Source organism: Bacillus cereus group sp. BfR-BA-01524 (genome assembly GCF_022662595.1).
Lineage (GTDB): Bacteria > Bacillota > Bacilli > Bacillales > Bacillaceae_G > Bacillus_A > Bacillus_A thuringiensis_S.
Window position 1 is genome coordinate 1 of sequence record NZ_JAKUDW010000096.1, and the last position, 19825, is coordinate 19825.

The following is a 19825-nucleotide window of genomic DNA, read 5'->3' on the forward strand; positions in this document are numbered from 1 at the left end:
CTACAATTGTGTGCGAATTCAAGAAAAATTAAACCACCTATCCCCTAAAGAATTTAGGGAACAAGTGGTTTAGGTGTTTTGATAGGTGTCCCGTTTTCAGGGTTCACTTCACTTCAACCTCCTGCGTTTTTTGTTGATTTATGGATTTTTATAATAATGAAGGAAGATGGGGATGGAAGTAGAATGTTTTTTGACATCCCTTTTCCCGTTTCTTTAAAAGTTTAAAAGTAAGCTAAACTTTTCTACAGAGCCCCCTAGCGACTTGTCATTATATTTTTCTTTCACTTAATTTTTTTAATAGCTGTATTATTTCAGCTTGTTGTTTTATTTTCTTACGACCATTTAGATTAATTACTGCAAGTTCACATGCAATTCCAACGGCAAAGAAACACAATAAACTTTCTAACATATAAAATCCTCCACATGCATTGTCCATTAGACAGCTTTTTGCAAATGTTTCTCTTATAAAACATGTTTATTCTTATTTGCTTTATTACGCTGATTTTATAAGTGGTGTAAATTTAGTTTGAATTTTATGAGTAAAAATAAGCAAAAGATAACTAAGGAATACTATACAATCTACAGTATTAAATTAGTTTTAAAACATCATTTAGGCACTAATATTTTGATGAGGTGTCATGTCACCTTTATAAGAAACATAACTGTGTGCCATCATTCCTAGCATTATTATAAACATACCGCACCAAGATAAAATAGATGGAACAGAAGAATCTAATAAAACTAACTCCCCGATAACAGCAAAAAGTACTTCCATAGATTGTGTCGCTTCAACAGTGGCTAGTTTTTGCATATATCCTCTTACCATTTCAGTTGCTTTGAAAAATAAAATAGTTCCAATTACACCTGAGCAAGTAGCAACTAAGATAGATTGTATAGTTTGTTCTTTACTAGGCGTTCCTGTTGTGAAAAAGCCATACAAGGATAATAAAAACCAAAATGGTAAGCTAGCTAATGTCATTCCAAGTACACGTTGATAAGTATCCAGACGATCTCCACAAACCTCCATCATTTTACGATTACCTAATGGATAAGCAAAAGAAGCCACAATAACAGGGATAATACCAAACAAAATATCTTTTACAGCAAGAAATTTCGTTTGCTCCATTTGCATAAGCACAATACCAAGAAGAATAATAAGTGACATACCCATCCCTTTTATTGGTATTTCTCCTCTTTTCCTACGAATGAAATCTGATGTTTGAATGTTTTGGATGAAAAAAGGCGCTAATAAAGTTCCTGATATAATAGTAATTTGCCATGTTCCAGCGATTATCCATCCTAGTGCATGTGCAGCTGCAAAACATAAACATAATGGAGCGTAAAACAGGAAAAATCCTACAAGACTCCAAAGAACCCACGTTCCTAGATTTTCTCTCATAACTTGTAATAGCTGCTTTAATTTTTTTCTACTTATAACAATAAGTAAAAGGAAAGGAATCATGAAAATAAACCTTAGTGACGCACTCCATACCCAATTACCGCCTGATAATTCCATTGCTCGATTAATTGTAAATCTAAAAGAAAAAAGAGCGCACCACAAATTCCTAAAAAAATCGGAAGCAAATTCCTCACCCGAATCTGCTTCATAAGTCAGTACCTCCCAATACTTAACCAGTTTTTATACTTACTAATATTAAACTCTCCCCTGCGAATTACTTTATTTCATTTAAAGTAACTTTAATTCGAGGAATATAGATACTTGTTTTACTTTCAAACCCTGAATCAGTTCCAATAAATAGCCATAATTCAGCCCTTTCATCCGTCTTCACTACAAAAGGTCTTTTTTTATTATCAAAGGATTTCAATTCATATTTTTCATTATTACTGTCACTAACTTTTGCTAAGTTTCCAACATTAAAAGCATCCTTACCTTCAATCGCTTGATTACCTTTATCGATGTTCATACGGTAATACCTTAAATTATCTAACTGTGGCAAAGGTTCCTTTGTCGTAGCTCCAACCTTGACATGAACAGCTTCTCCTGGAGCTCCACCTACTCCAAATTCATTCTTATTTGCATTAGTAGCAATATCAAAGTCAAAATTTAAACTGTAAGTTGTATTTGGCTTTAATTTTACCTTTTCATCTAATTTCTTCTTGGTAAACATAAATAAATCATCACTTCTATTTACGCCACTAATGAAAAGTCCACTTTTTTTATTTTTTATTTCTTTTGGTAAATATTTATTGGAGAATTTCAAATAATAGATAGCTTCATCTTCAACTGGATAATCAGCAAAACCACCAATCCATCCATCATTGCCTTTATTGAAACTAGAATTAACAACAATAGATTGTGCCCTTGAAAATTCAGGATCTAATTCAATATAATCGCTTGGTGCATTACTAATTTTCGCCGCAATACCTTGTGCTGCAACTGGAGTAGTTAGATTGGAAGAGAAAAGTGCCCCTCCCGCTAACATGGTTGTTGCTAATATCATTCCCATTCTATTTTTATTAATCATTTTTATATGTACTCCCCGAAAAGATTTTTGTATTTACGCAACTTGATACTATTTAAATAATTTATTTTAAACCATTAGAGACTGCTGTCCAGAATTGTTTGTTCTCTTGCCCTATTGCATAAACAGAAACCCCAGCAAGATTCTTTGTGATTGTATAGTGAGTTTTTTGTTTGATACTTGTTTCATCCTCATACCAAACTTCATGTTTATGATTATTTTTATCCGTATACGTAAATACCATGGAACCAGACGTTGCATCACGATGCGGTTTTGCTTTTGTCTTTTGAATAAGTGCATTTGTATCCTTCCAAGCAAGCATTTTGCTATTCTTTTCATCACTTAAATCCCAATCATTTCCGTATGCAGGAATACCCATAATAATTTTTTTATTATCTACCACTCTAGTAGTGTAATCTAGATTTTCTTCTAACCATGGTTGACTAATAGTAGATCCTGGTTCACTCCATGTACCATGCTCATCGTAAGTCATTACTTGAAGGAAATCTGCATTTTTACCTAATTGGGCATAATCAAATGGCCATGTCCATGTATTCTCACGATCTTCCTCATTTTTAGCTGGAACCGATACCATAACAGAATGACCTGAACTATGGAATTTTTTAGATGTCTCTTTTACAAAGGTAGTAAGTAAATCACGATCTTCTGGATAAATATTTTCTAAATCAATATTTACCCCTGCATAATGATTTTCAACAACCATATCATACATTTTATTTATTAAGTTTGTTCTTATTTCCTGGCTATCAAGAACATCATGAGCTAGCTTAGGATCGAAGTAATTAATATCATTATTAAAATTAGACACTGCTGCATAACTTTTTATTTTGTTGTTTTGTGAATAATTCAATACATCTATAGGTACATCGCCTTGGACGTTACCATTTATATCAAAGAAAAAACTATCTGTTGATACTTGATTCATTACTGGTTGTGTTACTTTTAGTGACTCTGTGGACGTACCATATAGTGTATATCCGAGAACAATAGGTTGTTCTGTACTAGACGCAGAAGCTGTGATGTTACTACTACATGTAATAATTGCTGATAGACTTAATCCTACTAAACAAGATTTTACTTTCATTTTTTCTATCTCCCCTTTTTAAAATAAATAATATTACTTTTTATTACAACTATTAAAAATTTTACTCCTTTCATCGCCTTAAGTATTTACATCGTGTAAACACTACATACGAATAGTAAACTTAACTTTTTTCAATGTCAACCCTTATTAAATTTTATAAATTATCATTTGTTAAGGTAGACTTTACCTAAAAACATATTTTAAAAGTTTAATACGAAAATATTAATTAACTGAAAAAAATATTCCAAACTAAAAAAAGGTTTACAACGTGTAATCCCCCTGTATATAATTCAAACCATTAGAGTACTTACACGATGTTAACACCTTGGACACTCTATAAATGATAGTTTGTGAAATCAATCAAATTTCAGGAGGCTTATTAAATGAAAAAATTAAGAAGATTATCAAACATTGCTTTAGCAGGAACTATCAGTTTAGGAGGAGTAATAGCTTTTACATCAACAAATGCGAGTGCAGCTGAGGTTTCAAAACCAAAATATAATATCTCTACTGAACCACAATTTTCAAACAAGGTAGAAAACGAGAAATCTGTAAAGAGTTTTGGCGCCAATCTGAATGTAAATGTAGATGTTTTAGGAATTGCTAATATGATTAGAGATTCTATTAATAGCAGCGCTAACCGAGCAGGATTTGTAAAAGGAGTTAAAGAATCCGCATTTTATGGGGCAGGTCAACAATACAATGTTATGGTTTTCAACTTAAATCAAGGCTACAACTACAATTTACAAGGTGTTAAATTCTTTGCTACAACAGTATATGATGGGATAACTTATGGAATTTGGGTATTTGAAAGTGGTAAATTTACTAACGAAGGTGATGGTGGATATATTAATTGGGCATTTATGGGCTGGGGAAATAGGACCGGTAACACAGTATGGTTTTACAACCCATTTAGCATGTAATTATATTAATTTTTATTTATTAAATAACTATTAATTATTCTTCAGCAAAAAATGATAAAAAACATTTTCAAAAAGAAGGTGCTTAAACCAGCACCTTTCTTTTTAATGTAACATCTATATTTGTTTATTGAATCCACTCAGTATAAATTATGTATTTCAATACTGTTTTCATTCAAATTATACAAAAGATATACAAACAGAATTAATTTATATTTCATTTCAAATTAAAGGATTCAGTGAAATTAATAAGGAAATATAAATTTTCATAATAGGGAAGTGTATATTAATGGAAGCAACATGGGGCAAAGATCTAAATCACAAGAGTAATACTAAAAAAAAGCAAATTTTAGATGCTACATTAGAATTAGCCTTAGAAAAAAATTTAAAGGATATCACTATTTCCGATATCCTTAATAAGGTAAAAATTAATAGTGTTACATTTTATAAATATTATAAATCCATTTATGAGATTTTATTTAGTGTTCAAATTAAACTTTCACTAGATTTATTAGAAGTTGCGAAAGAAGAAGTTCAAAAAGGAAATAATGCCTTAAAAAAAACAAAGCAATTGCTTAAATGTATTAATAATCAATATCAAACAGATTCTGCTCCGTTCCACTTTATTAATTTATTTGACTCTAAATCCTATCCACCAGAATTAGAAGATAAATATAAAGCTATTACAGGACAAGCTCTATTTGTTTTACAAGAACTGATTGAAGAAGGCATTCAAAATGGATCGTTCCGTAAAGATATTGATTCTAGGATACTTTCCTTAACTATTACCAATATCATTTTAGGTACTTTATTTAGGTTAACAAGTAGAGATGCAATGCTTGAAAAGAAAAGTACCAATTATTCTGATCAAATATTGCAACATCTAGGTACTTTTATAAATAATTTCTTATCTTGTAAATAAACTTTTTAATTTTATTCTAACTTGAACTACTTAAAATGAATTTATATCAACCTATTTTATAAACTTATATATTTGTATCCAGAAATAGTCCTTTATTACATCTTCATTATTAGCCTATATAATAAAATAACCGATACCCTACGTTAACTTACAAGCCAAAAACCTTATGGTTACCATTGATTTGTAATTTATTTCATATTAAAATAATGGATAATATTAATGAATTAAAAACTATTTACAATATGGAGTGCAAATTAATGGTCTCAACATGGGAACAAGAATTAGAACAAATGCGTAATGCCAGAAGAAAACAAATTTTAGATGTTGCATTAGAGTTGGCCTTAGAAAAGGGATTAATGGATATTACTATTGTGGATATTGTTAAGCATGCAAAAATTAGTAGGGTTACACTTTATAAATATTATAAATCCATTCATGAGATTTTATTTAATGTTCAAATCAGAATTTTAACCGAATTATTAGAAGCTGAGAAAGAAGAAGTTCAAAAAGGTACCAATGCTTTTGAAAAGATGGAAGCCATGTTTGAATTTATAAGTCATCAATATAAAGAAAATCCCTCACAGTTTCGCTTCATAGGTTTGTTTGATCAACTTTATTCAAAATCATATCCTACACCCGAATTAGAAGAAAAATATACGTCTATTACGGGACAAGCTTTATTCTCATTACAAGAATTAATTGAAGAAGGAATAAAAGATGGTTCATTCCGTAAAGATATCGATTCTCGATTACTTTCCTTAACTATTACTCATATCTTATTAGGTACTTTATACAGAATGGCTACTAGAAGTGAGGTATATGAGAAAGAAAGCATAGACTGTTCTGATCAATTGTTACAAACTTTAATTAGCTTTTTAATAACTTCTATTACTCACTGATGGCTATACTAGCTTTTCTTACAATTCAAAAAGCGGCTTATACTTTATTGTTAAATTTGAAGACTAACAGTTTATTATTCAAAAATAAAAAAAGAAGCTCCGTTCCATATGCATTGCTTCCTGTTAAGTAGACAGGATTTAAAAAGCACAACTAAGCAACCTGAGTTCTATATTTATAGGGACTCAGGTTATTTAATTTCTTTTGAAACCTTTGATGATTATAAAAAGTATATATTTGCGCAAGGCAAATTTAACTCCATCCGCCTTGCAGAAGGAATATTATTATCCTTGAGAAAAAGTTCAAAAAATTTTATGCTCCCTATATACTAAAAAAGAATTAATTAGAAAAAAATGATTTGTTCTTATCGCTTCTTTTTCTAAAGTCAAAGTTTTATCAGAATAATAACGAACAGAAAATTCTTTCCTTTTAATTTTCTCTAGTCTAGTTAATTTTCCCTTTTGGTCACTTCAATTGGATCAAGCTATATTAATTAATATGGTAGAAAATTGTTCTTACCATATACAATGCACCTTCATACCCAGATGTTCCAGATAAATATCGCTTGACTAATTGTAGAAAAATCGTGTCATAAATTTTTCATACTTTTTCTTTTCTATAAATATTTTTTCAAACCCAACCTGTTACAAAGGCTTTTACTCAAGAAAGACCTTTTTTTATTGACATAACAAAGCAACTGACGATTTTTTTTATTCTCTTACATTTTCAATTAAAATAGGCATCAACAATATGATTCTGTCTATTTATTTAATTCTAACTTCCAAAACATTATTCTATAATTTCAAAAAGGTTATTGCCATTATTACCACCTGGTAATATAAATTTCACATGTTGATCTGCTGGAATAGTTATATAATGATATTGATCAGGTTTAGTTAATTTGGTTGTACTTTTCCAAGTTCCTGAAGTCCAGTACGTTACTTGTGAAAAAAATGCTAGTGGCGGGAATTTCTCTGGATCGGTTGACTTATCATTTTCTGAAATAATTTCAGGCTTAATTCTAATTTTCTTTCCTGCCGCATTTTTAAATTGAAAATCATAAACAATACCATAGTTTCCTTCAAGCGTCGGGTTAGAATTTTCTAGATACCATATAGGTGCTTCGTATTCATTAATACCAACACGAGGTTGAGGATACGTTTTACTTGTCTTTGAACCTACATAAAAGGTACTTGTTGTTACATTATCAATAACAGCATACCTTTCATCGTAATTATAATTAGCAGTTGAAGTGATTTTATTATAATTTTTAACCTGTGTTGTTTTTATGGGATCAAAAATTTCTGATGGGCTAGAGAACTGTCCATCTGGTTTTTTCTTTGAAACAAATTGACGTAGGGTTAATTTTGCGTTCGGAATAAACTTGATTTTTCCATTAACTGCAAAAGTATCTTCTACATCTTTTTCTAATATAAATACATGTCCATCTGCTGGGATAGTAATAACTTGATCATTGTTACTATTTCCATATTGAACTATAGTACTAGATGTAATGCCCATTATATCCCATGAACCATCAGAACTAACCGGATATGCTGCATTTACAGCATTATTTTTAATTCTTATAGTTTGCGGTTGACGATCTTCATTGTGTATAGCATATCCAAATTTCAATTGACCTCCAGTATAATTTCGATTAAAAAATTCAGCACTATACTCTTGATTTGCTTCTAATATTCTTTCATTTGTGTAGTAAGCATACTTACCAGCCTCAAAGTTTGATCCCATATTTGGATTATCGTATACATCTTCTGGTGCATTTGTATATATGTACTTTGCCCCTCCTTGCTTATACTTTATTTGTGTAGTCATAGAAGCCTCTACTCCTCCTGAATCAGTTACTCCTAAAAACAAAAGTGACGATAGTAAAACTGAAGAAAAAACTTTTCTGTTCAAAAATACAGCTCCTTTCCATTTATTACAATTAAATCTAGCATACGCCTTACATACAATAAATGTAAATGGAATGTGTAGCTGTTGTTATTGAGAAATACTGATTTAATAAAACATAGTCTTAATGATTATATATAGTAACAACGCATTCTTAAAAAGTGATCTGTCTCCTTTGTAAAGGACATTAAAAAAGCTAGGCAACATCAAAAAAAATATTTCTGTATTCAACAATTTCATCTTTTCTGACTTCCATTGACATCTATAATAATTATTCTATGTTATATATTTCTTAATCTCTTGTTTTAATTAAATAATAGATTCTCTATGCGAACCGAACAAACAATCTCTTGTTTTTCCATGATTCTATAAATGTGCTTTAAATTTTAGGCAACTTGAAACTGACCCGCCAATGTCATCTTTATTTGATGACCCCCTTTCTATTTCTAAATCATAGTGCTTTTAATATAGTTTCTTTCATGATTTCGTTTCGATTTCTCTTTTGTTTCCATTGTTCTTGAAATGAAATTGAAAATTAATTATAGTATCCCAAATGGTATACACAATCTACTTCACACAAATGATTGACCACATTCCTTAAATTGTATTTAACCATTAATTTTAGAATTACCAATAATATTTTTCTGGGTTATTACATTAAAGGTTAATATTGTGATATATTTATATTCGGAATAATTATATTTTGCATTTAAAGGGAGAATTTTAATGGATAACCTACTATTGAAAAAGGACTTAACAACGGATCAAATGGTCCTTGTTACTTCAGAGTTTGAGAAAAAGAAAAAATCAAAAGGACTTGCTTACCTAATTTGGTTTTTTCTAGGCGGACTTGGTGGTCACCGCTACTACGCACGTGATTTTGGTATGGCAATTGCCATGACACTGACTCTAGGCGGACTTGGTTTCTGGGCTTTAATCGATGTTTTCTTTATTGGAAGCCGAATTGGTCAGAAAAATGAAATGTTAGAACGTGAAATTATTATGAAAGTTAAAAAGATGACTGCTTCAAAACGTTTATCTTCATAAAAAACCTCCTTTGGGAGGTTTTTTATACAAACACTTCAATTTATGTTTTCACTAAATACTTTTTCCAATAACAAGTATCCTCCCCCATAACATGTAGCCATCAATACATCATACACGTTTCTAATTCTTGTTTCTCACTACGTGTAATCATATTCAATTTTACGTAACTCGTCCTTACTTCTCTTTTTATGTATTTTTATGTTTTAAGATAATAACTCCACCAACTAGTAACAACAATGCTCCCATTGTACCTTTTAGTTGTTCTTCTTTAAATTGTAGTGCCCAATCCGGACTGATCCTTCCATATTTCTAATCCCCCTTAAGTATTTTTTCCTAAAGAGGATTTTTATGTACAAAGTAGAACATTTTACATTGAAAGCGGTTTAAAGAGAATTGTGGGATAGGTTCAGTGTCTGAATATTAGTCGTGGTTAAAAATGCAAGCTGTTTCGCCACAAGAGCATCCTACGAGATTAAATTGATGAATAAAAAACTTTTTTGAATTGCGCAGTATATTTTAAATATAATCTCACTTATGAACGAGCGATCAGTCGGTGATGACATTTCAGTAAAAATCCTCTCTTAATGTTATAAAAGAAGCGATAGAAATTAGTAGCCTTTTGTGTCTGCACACTAAACTATTGGAGGGATTAAAATGTTAAACAAAAGTGCCGTCCTCTACACTGAGGAAAATGGTATTGCAAGAATTACATTAAACAGACCGGAATCACTAAATGCGTTAAACCGAGATGTTCTTGAGCAACTTTCCTCCGCCTTGGACAGGGTTAAAACAAATTCAAGTGTAAAAGCATTGATAATTATCGGTGCCGGAGAAAAGGCATTTTCCGCAGGTGCTGACATTCAGTTTCTCAATAAAGCCACTCCACTAGAAGTACGGGATTTAGCTCAGTTGGCTGTTACGGTTACTCATAAAATCGAGTCATTAGGAAAAGTGGTTGTTGCTGCCATCAATGGATTTGCACTAGGAGGTGGACTAGAGTTAGCCGAAGCCTGTACGATTCGTATTTGTGCTAATCATGCTAGATTAGGACATCCTGAAGTCCGTATTGGAGCTATTGCAGGATTTGGAGGAACTACGAGATTGCCCAGACTTATAGGTAAGGGGCGTGCTACAGAACTGTTGCTCACTGGAACCGCGATAAGTGCAGACGAAGCTTATCGAATAGGACTGGTTAATAGGACTGTTGAGCCTGATAAATTATTATCAGAGGCAGAAGCGCTTATCCAAGAAATTCTATCTCAGGCTCCTATCGCAGTAAAAATGACTTGGGAGGCAATTCATCGGGGAGGTAATTTAACTTTAGAAGAGTCGGCACGTCTTGGAGCAGATTATTTCGGTTTGATAGCGTCCACAGAGGACTTCAGAGAAGGTACTAAATCATTTTTAGAAAAGACCAAACCATTATTTAAAGAAAGATAATCGAACCAATCATTTTGGGAATTAATATAAAGTTTGATAAAAACGATGAAATAATTTGGGTTGAACTCTTTATATGTAAAAAAAAATTTTTTTTTACAAAATCATGTATTTGCATGAAGGTAAAACAGCTTATTTTTATCAATCTTTTTTATAGTTTCTTAATAGGGATATCATCACATCGCTATCAAGCTAATACAACAAAATCCCCCCTAAAATGAAAAAATACGCTATTCTTTCTGTATAGTCATAGGAAAGGATGGCGTTTTTGTATGTCTATTTCTGTTTACGATGAATTACAACTATTTGCTCAAGAGATTCAAAGCTGTTTATCTCCAAATATCTTACGAGTTCTTGCTAGAGATGTTGGTTTTGTACAACGAACTAGTAAGTATCAAGCGAAGGATTTAGTCGCTTTATGTGTATGTATGAGTTAAAATGTGCGTGCTTCCCCTTTGTAACCTTAAAACTCATTCCAGCAATTCCTTACAACGTATATTTATCATGCAAACCCTAATTACAGACAAAGGGAGAAGAATGTTTATTATTCTCCTCCCTCTGTCTATTAACAATACTTAATTATAGCTCTGTAACCTTTTTTATTCATCACATATTATTGTACGAATAGTTTAAGGTATAAGTACTTCTTATTTGATATTTAGTGCTGATTCACTGAAAACATATATTCTTTGTATGTTTTTCGTGTGGATAGAATAAGCCCCATCATTAGCATGTTCGAAAATAAAGAGCTTCCGCCATATGATAAAAATGGAAGTGCAATACCTTTGACAGGCATTAATCCCACAATCATACCGATATTTTGAAAAAATTGTAACATTAGAACACCTACAATTCCTGCGCATAGTAAGGTGCCGAATAAATTATCTGCGGAATTACCAATTATAAGTATTCGGGAAAGCATTAAGAAGAATATACATATTATAAAAGTGGCAACTATAAAACCGCCTTCTTCAGCAATTGTGGCAAAAATGAAATCAGTATGTTTTTCTGGAATATAAACATTTCCAGAACTGAAGCCTTTTCCTTCTATCCCTCCACTACCTACAGCTAAAAGTGCTTGTTGAGTTTGATATCCCTGATCTGTATACTGAAATGGATCTAACCAGCCTAGAATTCGTGATTGTTGGTGGGGCTTTAATAAAGTAACTAACTTATTGAAGAAAATATCTGGATATTTTTCGTATATAAATATTAAAGCAGACAATACAGTCATCGGAATCCCTGCAAATAGTACGATTAACTTTTTTTGAATTCCTGACATAAATATAATACATGCAATGGCTGCTATATATAGGAACACCATTCCCGTATCGGGTTGACTATATACAAGTAACGCAGGTGGAATAGTTATCAAAAATATTTTACCAATCAAAAGTAAATCAGTTTGAAATGTCCTTGCCATATACTGTGCATTATGTTTTACGACTAAACTTGCGACCAGAAGAAGTAAGGCAAGCTTAAAAAATTCAGCTGGTTGAATAGCACCAATAATTGGAAATCTAAACCATCTTTTTGCCCCTAATATTTCAGGTGTAAAACTTGACACTGGTAATACCTTTAAAATGATAATTGAGATGAACCCCATAATATAAATCGGCCAAGCTAATTTTTGTAATTGATCTAAATCGATATTGGCAACCATTAACAATAGAACAAAACCTATGGCATAATTTACCATTTGTTTCATAGCAAAATTTTGGTTACCGTATTGCCCGGTTTGCTGACTACTGTATATTGCAACAATACTGGTGACACATAATATGAATAAAATGAATATTAGTTTCTTATCTAATTTTTTTAAAAAAACTATTTTTCCCACCATTACCCCCCCTAGACATTGTTGTATTTACTTTTTATAGGAACTATCCTGTTTTTCATGTGTACATTAGCAGTTATTAATATAATTTTACAATAATAAGGATAGATTGAACATTCTCAAAATTATCCATACTGATTAGACTATTTTTAGAATACGGGTCACTATGACCTGATTTAATAGATCTCTCACATAAATCTTAAAGTTCTTACATTAAAAATTTTCCGAATTATATTTTGATTTTTTTTGGAGAAGTTCTTCAATAAGTTTTGCTTTTTCATTTACCTTTGTTGCATATGTGAAATCACCATAACAATATGGATACCTAAAATTATTTTTATTTCCACCACAAGTGTACATCTCTGGATTTTGATCAACTTTCATCTTAGAAAAATTTTTGGCCGAATCTTCCGAGTGTTGTTTAACTTCTTGACTCGCAATAAAATCAATATACCCTGGTCCCATATTATAGCTTTGAATAATTGTATCCATGCTAACATCTTTTTCAGTTCCATATTTGTACATTTGAGCAAAGTGTTTTACCCCTTGTTTAATGCTCAGGCTTGTCTCTTGAATTTCATTTGGCTTTAATCCAAGTGATTCAGAAGACTGCATAGGGTCGTTTCCCTCACCTCTACTCTCTTGGTACATAATTCCTAATAAAACTGCTGTTTTCTCTCCTAAATTATATTTTTCTAATTCTTTTTTCAAGGTGAGCTCATATTGCAATAAACGTTTTTCGGCAGCAATCACTTGTTTTTTTTGAATATTGGTTTTATGCTTAACATAAAATATTCCAAGCATGGTTCCTAAACCTAAAATACCAATATAGAATAATATAATAAACCGTGTTTTAATCGTATCCTTCATATACTCCTCCTCGTATTAAAAATCCGTACCTTTTCGGACTCAAAATTATTTCTTTTAAGTGTAAAGTTTAATATAGCAATTTAAAGAAAAACAGCCGCCTGAATTGGAGGGTTTTTCAAAGCGGGTTATTCTTTGAATCGTTTCCGTACCCCTACAAATGTCACACTTTTTTTTTGAACTTTGCTGTTCTTTGTTTTGCCCAATTGATACATTTCTTTTCAATTAAATGATAAGATAATATAGAACAAAGTATTGTCGTTGTAATACATAAGATAAGAAGAAAAAGGGTGGGTATCTTTGCATACAAAAGTTTAAAGAGTACCATCGTGATTGGAAAATGACATAAATAGATACTATATGAAATTTCCCCTAAATATACAAATACACCCTTATTTAAAATAGCTTTTACCTTTGGGTTATTCATTGCCATAATGATTATTATACTCACACCAATTACGACACCCCAATCTTTTAATAAGAAAGTAGTATCATTACTAGAAAGCCCATAAATCATAATGGAATATAGATATAGAAAGATCCCTAATACGATAAGAAGTTTTCTGTTTAAGTTTTTCATCCTTTTATATAATTGAGTAAGTTCTTCCTGATGTTTATAAAGTAGCATTCCAACCATAAACATAGATGTGAAATGCAGTGTATCGGCATAACCATTATAAAACCCCTCAGCTTTCCCAATATGCAACATATTAAGGAAAATACCGATTAAAGAAAAGCTCATAGCAAACAGTATCGTTTTCTTCCAACTCTGTTTATAAAACAGAAGGAATAACAAGGGAAACACGATAGATATACGCATTTCTTGAGCTAATGACCAGATAACCGGATTATAATTATCCGTAAAAAAGTTATTAAGAAGTACAAAGTGATTCATAATATCTAATTTTGTTATTGGTCCTTGCCACTTATCATAGAACCAATCTCGTAGTCCCGTAACTTCATATGGTGAAAACAAAATAAATAAAGCAAAGGTGATGAATATCCAGAAATAATAAGGGATATAGATTCTTACAAATCTTTTAATTAAATATCCCCAATAATTTGTTTTTGAATGATAGAGTGCCATAGATAGCACAAAACCACTGAGTACATAAAAAACAATTACAGCTTCCCCACCAGCCCATAAAAACCTAAGCGGGGAAAATTTAATAGAATTAGGCAACGATGGTAGCATTAAACAAAAGTGTCCAAATACCACTGTGATAGCCGCTAGTCCTCGTATAGAATCTAATTCGTTTATTCTCTTACTCATAAAGTGTTCTCCTTGTCAATTGTAGATTTTGCCTTTTAATAAAGGTCATTTAACCCCTCGATACTACAAAAAACGTTGTGTATCTTTTAAAGAAATTTTTCATATTCATGTATGAATTATAGAAAGAAAAAATAAAGTTTATCTAAAGTTTTTTTTAACATTTATCTAAATTTTTTTAGATAGTATTCATATTTTATCGTTTTCCGGCAGAAGACTCCTTCCTCAAAAATGTGAAGGTGTGAAACACCAATTTTAGGTGGGAGATGAATGTCGGTTGGCATAAGCCAACATATTTGCTATCATTTACTTGTACAGATTGCTCTTCGAAAACTGAAGATATGAGGTTGGTTGCAGAAAAACGTTGCAACCGTAAAATCTTCAACGTTCTATCGCCCCACGCTTCTCAAAATTGCGAAAACCAAGCTAAAGTAGGTAGTGTGGTGAGTCAGCGTACAAGATACTTATGTTCTCACCGTAGGGACTGCGGGTAGAGCCTGCTAAGATAACTGGTGGATACATCGGTGTTCGCAGGAATCTCCCACTTCAAACAGTCCGTTAGGACGTTAAGTGGTGAGTAGTTCAATGAAACGCATAAATATATTTATGTATTTTAAATGCTAAAGTCTGTGTTTGTTCACAGCGTTTTTGTTGTAACAATAAAGAAAAATATGTTGTAAAAACAAAACTGCCTTTGTATTTAAGCCCTCAAGGCTGAGTAAGGTCCCAGTGGCTGCATGAAGTTTACTACATAATTGTACTAAGGGAGCATTTGCTACTCGTTGACTGATCCAAATACAAATCGTAGCTAAGTCTAAGCCAGAAAACTTATATTTTCGCTTTATAAACCCGATTTCTCTTGCAAGTTCTGCTAAAAATGCGGGTGTAATAAATCGCTTTATTTTTTCAGAAAATAGTTGTAATTCATCTTGAATCGAAAGATTCGTAAAAAAACGTCATCCTTTCTATTTAGCTTTTTAGAAAGAATAACGTTTTTTTTACAATTGGGGGTTGTAAAGATTCTTAAGTTGATGGACATGTGACTGAACCCCTAAATGTACAATTATCTTTTTTCGTTCGTGTCGGGTCTTATAGCATTTAGGTAATCAGCTATTTGTTAATCGTCAGGCAGATATTTTTAACTAAAAAACCAATACTTGAAATATAATACAGATTACGAACCGTTTTACACGTATCTCGGTTGAACTTCCGAATCACATATTGTTATAATCACTGCTATTCTTCTCTAATTACATCTATAACGTTATCCTTTTTAATTTTTCGCAGCGGAATTAGTACCGATACATAACTAATCAACAGTGCGGTTATAAAAGTGATAAAGCTAGATTGATAAGGAATAATCCATTCAAACGAAACCGTATTTGACAGTGCTACATAAAGAATATACGACAACATACAGCCGAAAAAGATTCCTTGTATGCTTCCAAAGAAGCCGTACAGGAGTCCTTCATATATAACCATCTTTTTCAAATCCTTTTGCGACATACCAATCGATTTTAAAGCAGCTAATTCTTTTCTTCTCATAATGATGCTGACTGTGATGGTATTTAAAATATTTACACAACCAATTAGTGTAATAACAGCTATAAATCCGTACCCTAATATTTTTATATAAAGTATATTGTCTGTATGGAAATTACTTTGAACAATATTATTTTTTACTTCTATAGATGCATCTCCACCCAGTTTCTTTTGTATATCTAAAATTGTAGCATCAGCCTGAGATTGATTCTTTAAATCAATTTCAAAACCTGTTAATTTTTGTGGAGATGGTATTATATTTTCGGCTATTTGTTCACTAGTAATAAAAGTTATGGCATCCATCACTCTACTCATATTAAAAATATCTAATTCTACAATTGCAGTTATTTTTAAAGTTTCTAGTTTATCTTCATTGTAAGAGATTTCCTCTGTAGGTTTTCTTTCCTGCCGACTTGTTATTTGGATTTCATCCCCTACCTGAAAAGTACTTAGAGAACCTATATATTTTTTACTTGTATTCATATCATTTGATGCAGCTTGCTTTACTAAAATAACCTCTTTTTCACGATTTAATTTTGAAATATCAATTCTTCCACTAGTTACATTTTCAGCTAGTTTCTTTAAACTATTCTCATCGTATGCTTTTATTTGTGTTTCCATAATTTCTACAGTTTGATTATTGTATTTTACTTTATGATACAGCGATTCATTTCCTTGTAATTCTTTAATTTGTTTATTTTTTGGTACTTTCGTATAAAAATCATTTGCCTGATATCGCTTGTACAGATTCTCTACGTTATTAACTTTATAAATATTTCGACTCATACGATCTATGCTAGGCTTGTCTAAATTTGAATTAACCGTAACTGATATATCCGATTTTAGAGCTTGAATTTCCGGTTGTTTACGCTGAATGACAGTATCTATGAGAAACGTAAACGTGATATACAGTACACTACTTATAATAATAGACAAAATTGTAACTGTATATCTATTGGGATTTCTTTGGATATTTTTCAATGCCATACTTAACGGAAAAGATAGTGGTTTCTTTAGTTTTGTTCTCTTTTTTTTCTTTATTTTTTCTTTTTTTATAGCCAATCGGCTACTTACGGCCAGTAGCGGTGAAATTCTACCTGCAAAAAAAGCAGGAAAATAGCTTGAAATATAAACAGTTATCAATGTAATTAACGAACTTACACATATAATTAACCAATCTAATTTAATTGTATATCCCATAGAGTTTTTAAGTACGTTTATCAGTACTTGATTAAGTAAAAAGACTACTAATATACTACACAAAATCCCAAAAAAGATAGCAATAATAGAAAGAAATGTTGCTTCTCTTATCACAATTTTTCTGATTTGTTTTTTTGTAGCTCCAATACTCCTCAATAGCCCAAACTGTTTCATTCGCTCTACTATACTAATTTGAAATGCATTGTAAATAATAACAATCGTAGAAATCACAACAATCCCAATACTAATAGCGGCTGCCACCATTATCTCCACAGTAGGCTTTAAGGCTCTCTTTAATTCGTCATTTACTCTTATATTTTTTTTATTCGTCAATAATTTAAATTGGTTTTCAACTTCATCAAAGTTTGCGTACTTATGCAATTCAATCAATACGCTACCTTCACCAACTTTGAACTTATTTTTATATGTAAATAATTGACCAGTTTTATTTTCCTGAGTACTACTAGACTTATTTAGCAAACCAACAAGTTTATATTTTTTTTCATGAATAGTAAACATACCGCCTAATTTAAGATTGGGACCGAAGTAAGGCAGCATCCATTTTTCCAAAACAGCCTCGCTTTCATTTGAAGGCAGCTTGCCTTCCACAGGAATACTGGACTGTAACAGCTTCAATGCTTGATGATCTGCATACATATAAGAGACAGCTATATCATCAACATGGAGCACCTCTCCTGGAGTTATGATGCCATAAGAAGATATATTCGGATTACTTTTTATCATATTGAAAAGCTTTTGATTATAATTTTCAACTGAAATATTTGCAGAACCCATGGAACCTTTTTTAGCATTATCAATTCCCGAAGTGTATCCACTATTAAAAAAAAGTCCAATCGTTGTTATTAGCGCCAATGCTAGAATAATACCTGTTAATGTTAGCAGAGTACGTTTTATATTACTTCTGAGATATTTTTGACTTAACTGTTTGTAACTATGAATCAATACTCCTCCCCTCCACATTTCTCTTGATTTTGCACTAATTTTTTATCAGAAATAATCATGCCATCTGTAATGGTTATAATTCGATCAGAGTTTGATGCGATAGCAGGGTCATGGGTAATTAAAATCACCGTCTGATTATATTTTTTAGCCGTTACTTTTAATAAATTCAGAACTTCTTTTGTATTTTTTGTATCTAGATTTCCGGTTGGTTCATCCGCTAAGATAATATCGGGTTTATTTATAAGAGATCTACCAATAGATACCCTTTGTTGTTGACCACCCGATAATTCAGAAGGCAAATGATCTCGTCTTTCATTTAACCCTAGCGTTTTTATAATTTCATCCAGGTAATGATCATCTACCTGTTCTTCGTCCAATAGAGCTGGCAAAGCAATATTTTCTTGTACATTCAAGACAGGAATTAAATTAAAAAACTGAAATATAAAGCCAACTTTTCTTCGGCGAAAAATAGAGAGTTCATTATCTTTATAATTGTAGATATTTTCATCACCTATAAACACATTTCCCGAACTCGGACGATCCAGCCCTCCTAAAATATGCAATAAGGTACTTTTACCAGAACCTGATGCTCCAACTATGGTTACGAATTCTCCTCTATGAATGGAAAGATTAATTCCTTTTAACGCCTGTACTTGCGTTTCTCCCTCTCCATATGTTTTTACTACATTTTCTAATCTAACAACCTCCATACAACTCATCCTTTTCACAGATTAATTTTGAATCTCTACAAAATAGATTTTATCCTTATCGTGCTCACCATTCTCATCTTTCACTGCATACACTTTTGAAACGTATTCGACCACCTTTTTTACCTTGTTTTTATTTTTATAATCAAAATTTTCTTTTGCAAACTGAATTAACGAAAGGCTTACTTCTTTTTCTTTTAATTGTTTATATGTTTCCTCATTAACAATTACTATCGGTGATGAAAAATAGCCAATCCAATTATTTTGTTCAATATGTTGAACAGGTATCATTTGTCCATTTAAATTTAAATTTCCATCCTTAACTTCCTCATCTTCCGCTTTTTTTCTATAAAATAAGTTTTTTTCACTCGCTAATTCTTTTATTTCTTTTACCGGGGCTGAAGTCATTGAACTATCTTCTTTAGATAAGGGTGTTCTTACAATTCCTTTTTTTAAGAATTTTTCAGCTGTAGATTTTGTAATAACCGCATATTGTTTCTTGCTAACAGATGATTTATCAAGTTGCTTGTCCATCTCTTCTTCAGTCATATTTTCTCCTTTTTCTTTCCATTCTTTCTTAATTTCTTCTTTCTGTTCGGTAGTGAGTTCTTGTTTTATTATTTCTGTGACCAATTTATAACTATAATCTGCTGTTCGTACGTTTTGATCTTTATACAGATTTTTAACAGCTGATATATTTTCTTTCGTTCCAGATAC

At 31.5% G+C, this 19825-nt stretch carries 16 protein-coding genes and 4 pseudogenes; 7 read left to right on the plus strand and 13 right to left on the minus strand.

The window, feature by feature from the left end; genetic code table 11:
* Positions 1-73, plus strand: a 73-nt coding sequence (locus MR170_RS32515; protein ID WP_326245104.1) for an IS3 family transposase, incomplete at its 5' end; no start/stop codon positions are given.
* 195 nt (positions 74-268) lie between these two features.
* Here the strand turns inward: MR170_RS32515 and MR170_RS24705 are convergent.
* The 4 genes and pseudogenes from MR170_RS24705 to MR170_RS24720 all read right to left on the minus strand — a co-directional run bounded on the left by MR170_RS24705 (position 269) and on the right by MR170_RS24720 (position 3588).
* The gene (locus tag MR170_RS24705) at positions 269-409 is read right to left on the minus strand and encodes a YrzO family protein (RefSeq protein ID WP_242309693.1); all 141 of its coding nucleotides are present in this window, start codon (positions 407-409) and stop codon (positions 269-271) included.
* A 201-nt stretch (positions 410-610) separates the two neighbouring features.
* Positions 611-1608 (minus strand): annotated as a pseudogene (locus MR170_RS24710) (DMT family transporter).
* 65 nt (positions 1609-1673) lie between these two features.
* Positions 1674-2486, minus strand: a complete 813-nt coding sequence (locus MR170_RS24715; protein ID WP_242309694.1) for a hypothetical protein — start codon at positions 2484-2486, stop codon at positions 1674-1676.
* Between the two features lie 61 nt (positions 2487-2547).
* Positions 2548-3588, minus strand: a complete 1041-nt coding sequence (locus MR170_RS24720) for a glycosyl hydrolase family 18 protein (RefSeq protein ID WP_242309695.1) — start codon at positions 3586-3588, stop codon at positions 2548-2550.
* A gap of 383 nt (positions 3589-3971) precedes the next feature.
* Between MR170_RS24720 and MR170_RS24725 the strand changes: the two genes are divergently transcribed.
* From MR170_RS24725 to MR170_RS24735, 3 genes are all read left to right on the plus strand, one after another.
* Positions 3972-4511, plus strand: coding sequence for a stress protein (locus MR170_RS24725; protein ID WP_242257286.1), 540 nt, complete (start codon positions 3972-3974; stop codon positions 4509-4511).
* A gap of 286 nt (positions 4512-4797) precedes the next feature.
* The gene (locus MR170_RS24730) at positions 4798-5430 is read left to right on the plus strand and encodes a TetR/AcrR family transcriptional regulator (protein WP_242309697.1); all 633 of its coding nucleotides are present in this window, start codon (positions 4798-4800) and stop codon (positions 5428-5430) included.
* 257 nt (positions 5431-5687) lie between these two features.
* The gene (locus MR170_RS24735; RefSeq protein ID WP_242309698.1) at positions 5688-6329 is read left to right on the plus strand and encodes a TetR/AcrR family transcriptional regulator; all 642 of its coding nucleotides are present in this window, start codon (positions 5688-5690) and stop codon (positions 6327-6329) included.
* Positions 6330-7116: 787 nt separating this feature from the next.
* Here the strand turns inward: MR170_RS24735 and MR170_RS24740 are convergent.
* Both MR170_RS24740 and MR170_RS24745 read right to left on the minus strand, forming a co-directional pair.
* A complete protein-coding gene (locus tag MR170_RS24740; protein WP_242309700.1) occupies positions 7117-8244 on the minus strand; it encodes a copper amine oxidase in 1128 nt (375 codons plus the stop codon).
* Between the two features lie 314 nt (positions 8245-8558).
* A pseudogene (locus MR170_RS24745) lies at positions 8559-8851 on the minus strand (IS3 family transposase); the annotation flags it as partial.
* 113 nt (positions 8852-8964) lie between these two features.
* On the opposite strand from MR170_RS24745, the gene MR170_RS24750 reads away from it, so the two are divergent.
* The 3 genes and pseudogenes from MR170_RS24750 to MR170_RS24760 all read left to right on the plus strand — a co-directional run.
* Positions 8965-9285, plus strand: a complete 321-nt coding sequence (locus MR170_RS24750) for a TM2 domain-containing protein (RefSeq protein ID WP_016082902.1) — start codon at positions 8965-8967, stop codon at positions 9283-9285.
* A gap of 654 nt (positions 9286-9939) precedes the next feature.
* Positions 9940-10725: an enoyl-CoA hydratase/isomerase family protein gene (locus MR170_RS24755; protein WP_242309702.1), complete on the plus strand. Its 786-nt coding sequence runs from the start codon at positions 9940-9942 to the stop codon at positions 10723-10725.
* A 269-nt stretch (positions 10726-10994) separates the two neighbouring features.
* Positions 10995-11156, plus strand: a pseudogene (locus tag MR170_RS24760) (IS4 family transposase); the annotation flags it as partial.
* Between the two features lie 224 nt (positions 11157-11380).
* Here MR170_RS24760 and MR170_RS24765 read toward each other — a convergent pair.
* The 7 genes and pseudogenes from MR170_RS24765 to MR170_RS24795 form a co-directional block, all read right to left on the minus strand.
* Positions 11381-12565, minus strand: coding sequence for an FtsW/RodA/SpoVE family cell cycle protein (locus MR170_RS24765; RefSeq protein WP_242309704.1), 1185 nt, complete (start codon positions 12563-12565; stop codon positions 11381-11383).
* A gap of 207 nt (positions 12566-12772) precedes the next feature.
* Positions 12773-13429, minus strand: coding sequence for a lysozyme family protein (locus MR170_RS24770; protein ID WP_098640009.1), 657 nt, complete (start codon positions 13427-13429; stop codon positions 12773-12775).
* 160 nt (positions 13430-13589) lie between these two features.
* Positions 13590-14699: an acyltransferase family protein gene (locus tag MR170_RS24775; RefSeq protein ID WP_242309707.1), complete on the minus strand. Its 1110-nt coding sequence runs from the start codon at positions 14697-14699 to the stop codon at positions 13590-13592.
* Between the two features lie 627 nt (positions 14700-15326).
* Positions 15327-15631 (minus strand): annotated as a pseudogene (locus MR170_RS24780) (IS4 family transposase); the annotation flags it as partial.
* A 301-nt stretch (positions 15632-15932) separates the two neighbouring features.
* Positions 15933-18401: an ABC transporter permease gene (locus MR170_RS24785; RefSeq protein ID WP_242309710.1), complete on the minus strand. Its 2469-nt coding sequence runs from the start codon at positions 18399-18401 to the stop codon at positions 15933-15935.
* A complete protein-coding gene (locus MR170_RS24790; RefSeq protein ID WP_025687968.1) occupies positions 18398-19111 on the minus strand; it encodes an ABC transporter ATP-binding protein in 714 nt (237 codons plus the stop codon). Before MR170_RS24790 ends, MR170_RS24785 begins: the two co-directional genes overlap by 4 nt.
* 21 nt (positions 19112-19132) lie before the next feature.
* Positions 19133-19825, minus strand: a 693-nt coding sequence (locus MR170_RS24795) for a lipoprotein BA_5634 family protein (RefSeq protein ID WP_242309712.1), incomplete at its 5' end; no start/stop codon positions are given.

Excerpts from the sequence above, each read along its gene's own strand:
- MR170_RS24720 (WP_242309695.1), bottom strand. The coding sequence starts at position 3,588 with ATGAAAGTAAAATCTTGTTTAGTAGGATTAAGTCTATCAGCAATTATT.
- MR170_RS24705 (WP_242309693.1), bottom strand. The coding sequence starts at position 409 with ATGTTAGAAAGTTTATTGTGTTTCTTTGCCGTTGGAATTGCATGTGAA.
- MR170_RS24725 (WP_242257286.1), top strand. The coding sequence starts at position 3,972 with ATGAAAAAATTAAGAAGATTATCAAACATTGCTTTAGCAGGAACTATC.
- MR170_RS24730 (WP_242309697.1), top strand. The coding sequence starts at position 4,798 with ATGGAAGCAACATGGGGCAAAGATCTAAATCACAAGAGTAATACTAAA.
- MR170_RS24755 (WP_242309702.1), top strand. The coding sequence starts at position 9,940 with ATGTTAAACAAAAGTGCCGTCCTCTACACTGAGGAAAATGGTATTGCA.
- MR170_RS24765 (WP_242309704.1), bottom strand. The coding sequence starts at position 12,565 with ATGGTGGGAAAAATAGTTTTTTTAAAAAAATTAGATAAGAAACTAATA.
- MR170_RS24775 (WP_242309707.1), bottom strand. The coding sequence starts at position 14,699 with ATGAGTAAGAGAATAAACGAATTAGATTCTATACGAGGACTAGCGGCT.
- MR170_RS24750 (WP_016082902.1), top strand. The coding sequence starts at position 8,965 with ATGGATAACCTACTATTGAAAAAGGACTTAACAACGGATCAAATGGTC.
- MR170_RS24715 (WP_242309694.1), bottom strand. The coding sequence starts at position 2,486 with ATGATTAATAAAAATAGAATGGGAATGATATTAGCAACAACCATGTTA.
- MR170_RS24770 (WP_098640009.1), bottom strand. The coding sequence starts at position 13,429 with ATGAAGGATACGATTAAAACACGGTTTATTATATTATTCTATATTGGT.
- MR170_RS24790 (WP_025687968.1), bottom strand. The coding sequence starts at position 19,111 with ATGGAGGTTGTTAGATTAGAAAATGTAGTAAAAACATATGGAGAGGGA.
- MR170_RS24735 (WP_242309698.1), top strand. The coding sequence starts at position 5,688 with ATGGTCTCAACATGGGAACAAGAATTAGAACAAATGCGTAATGCCAGA.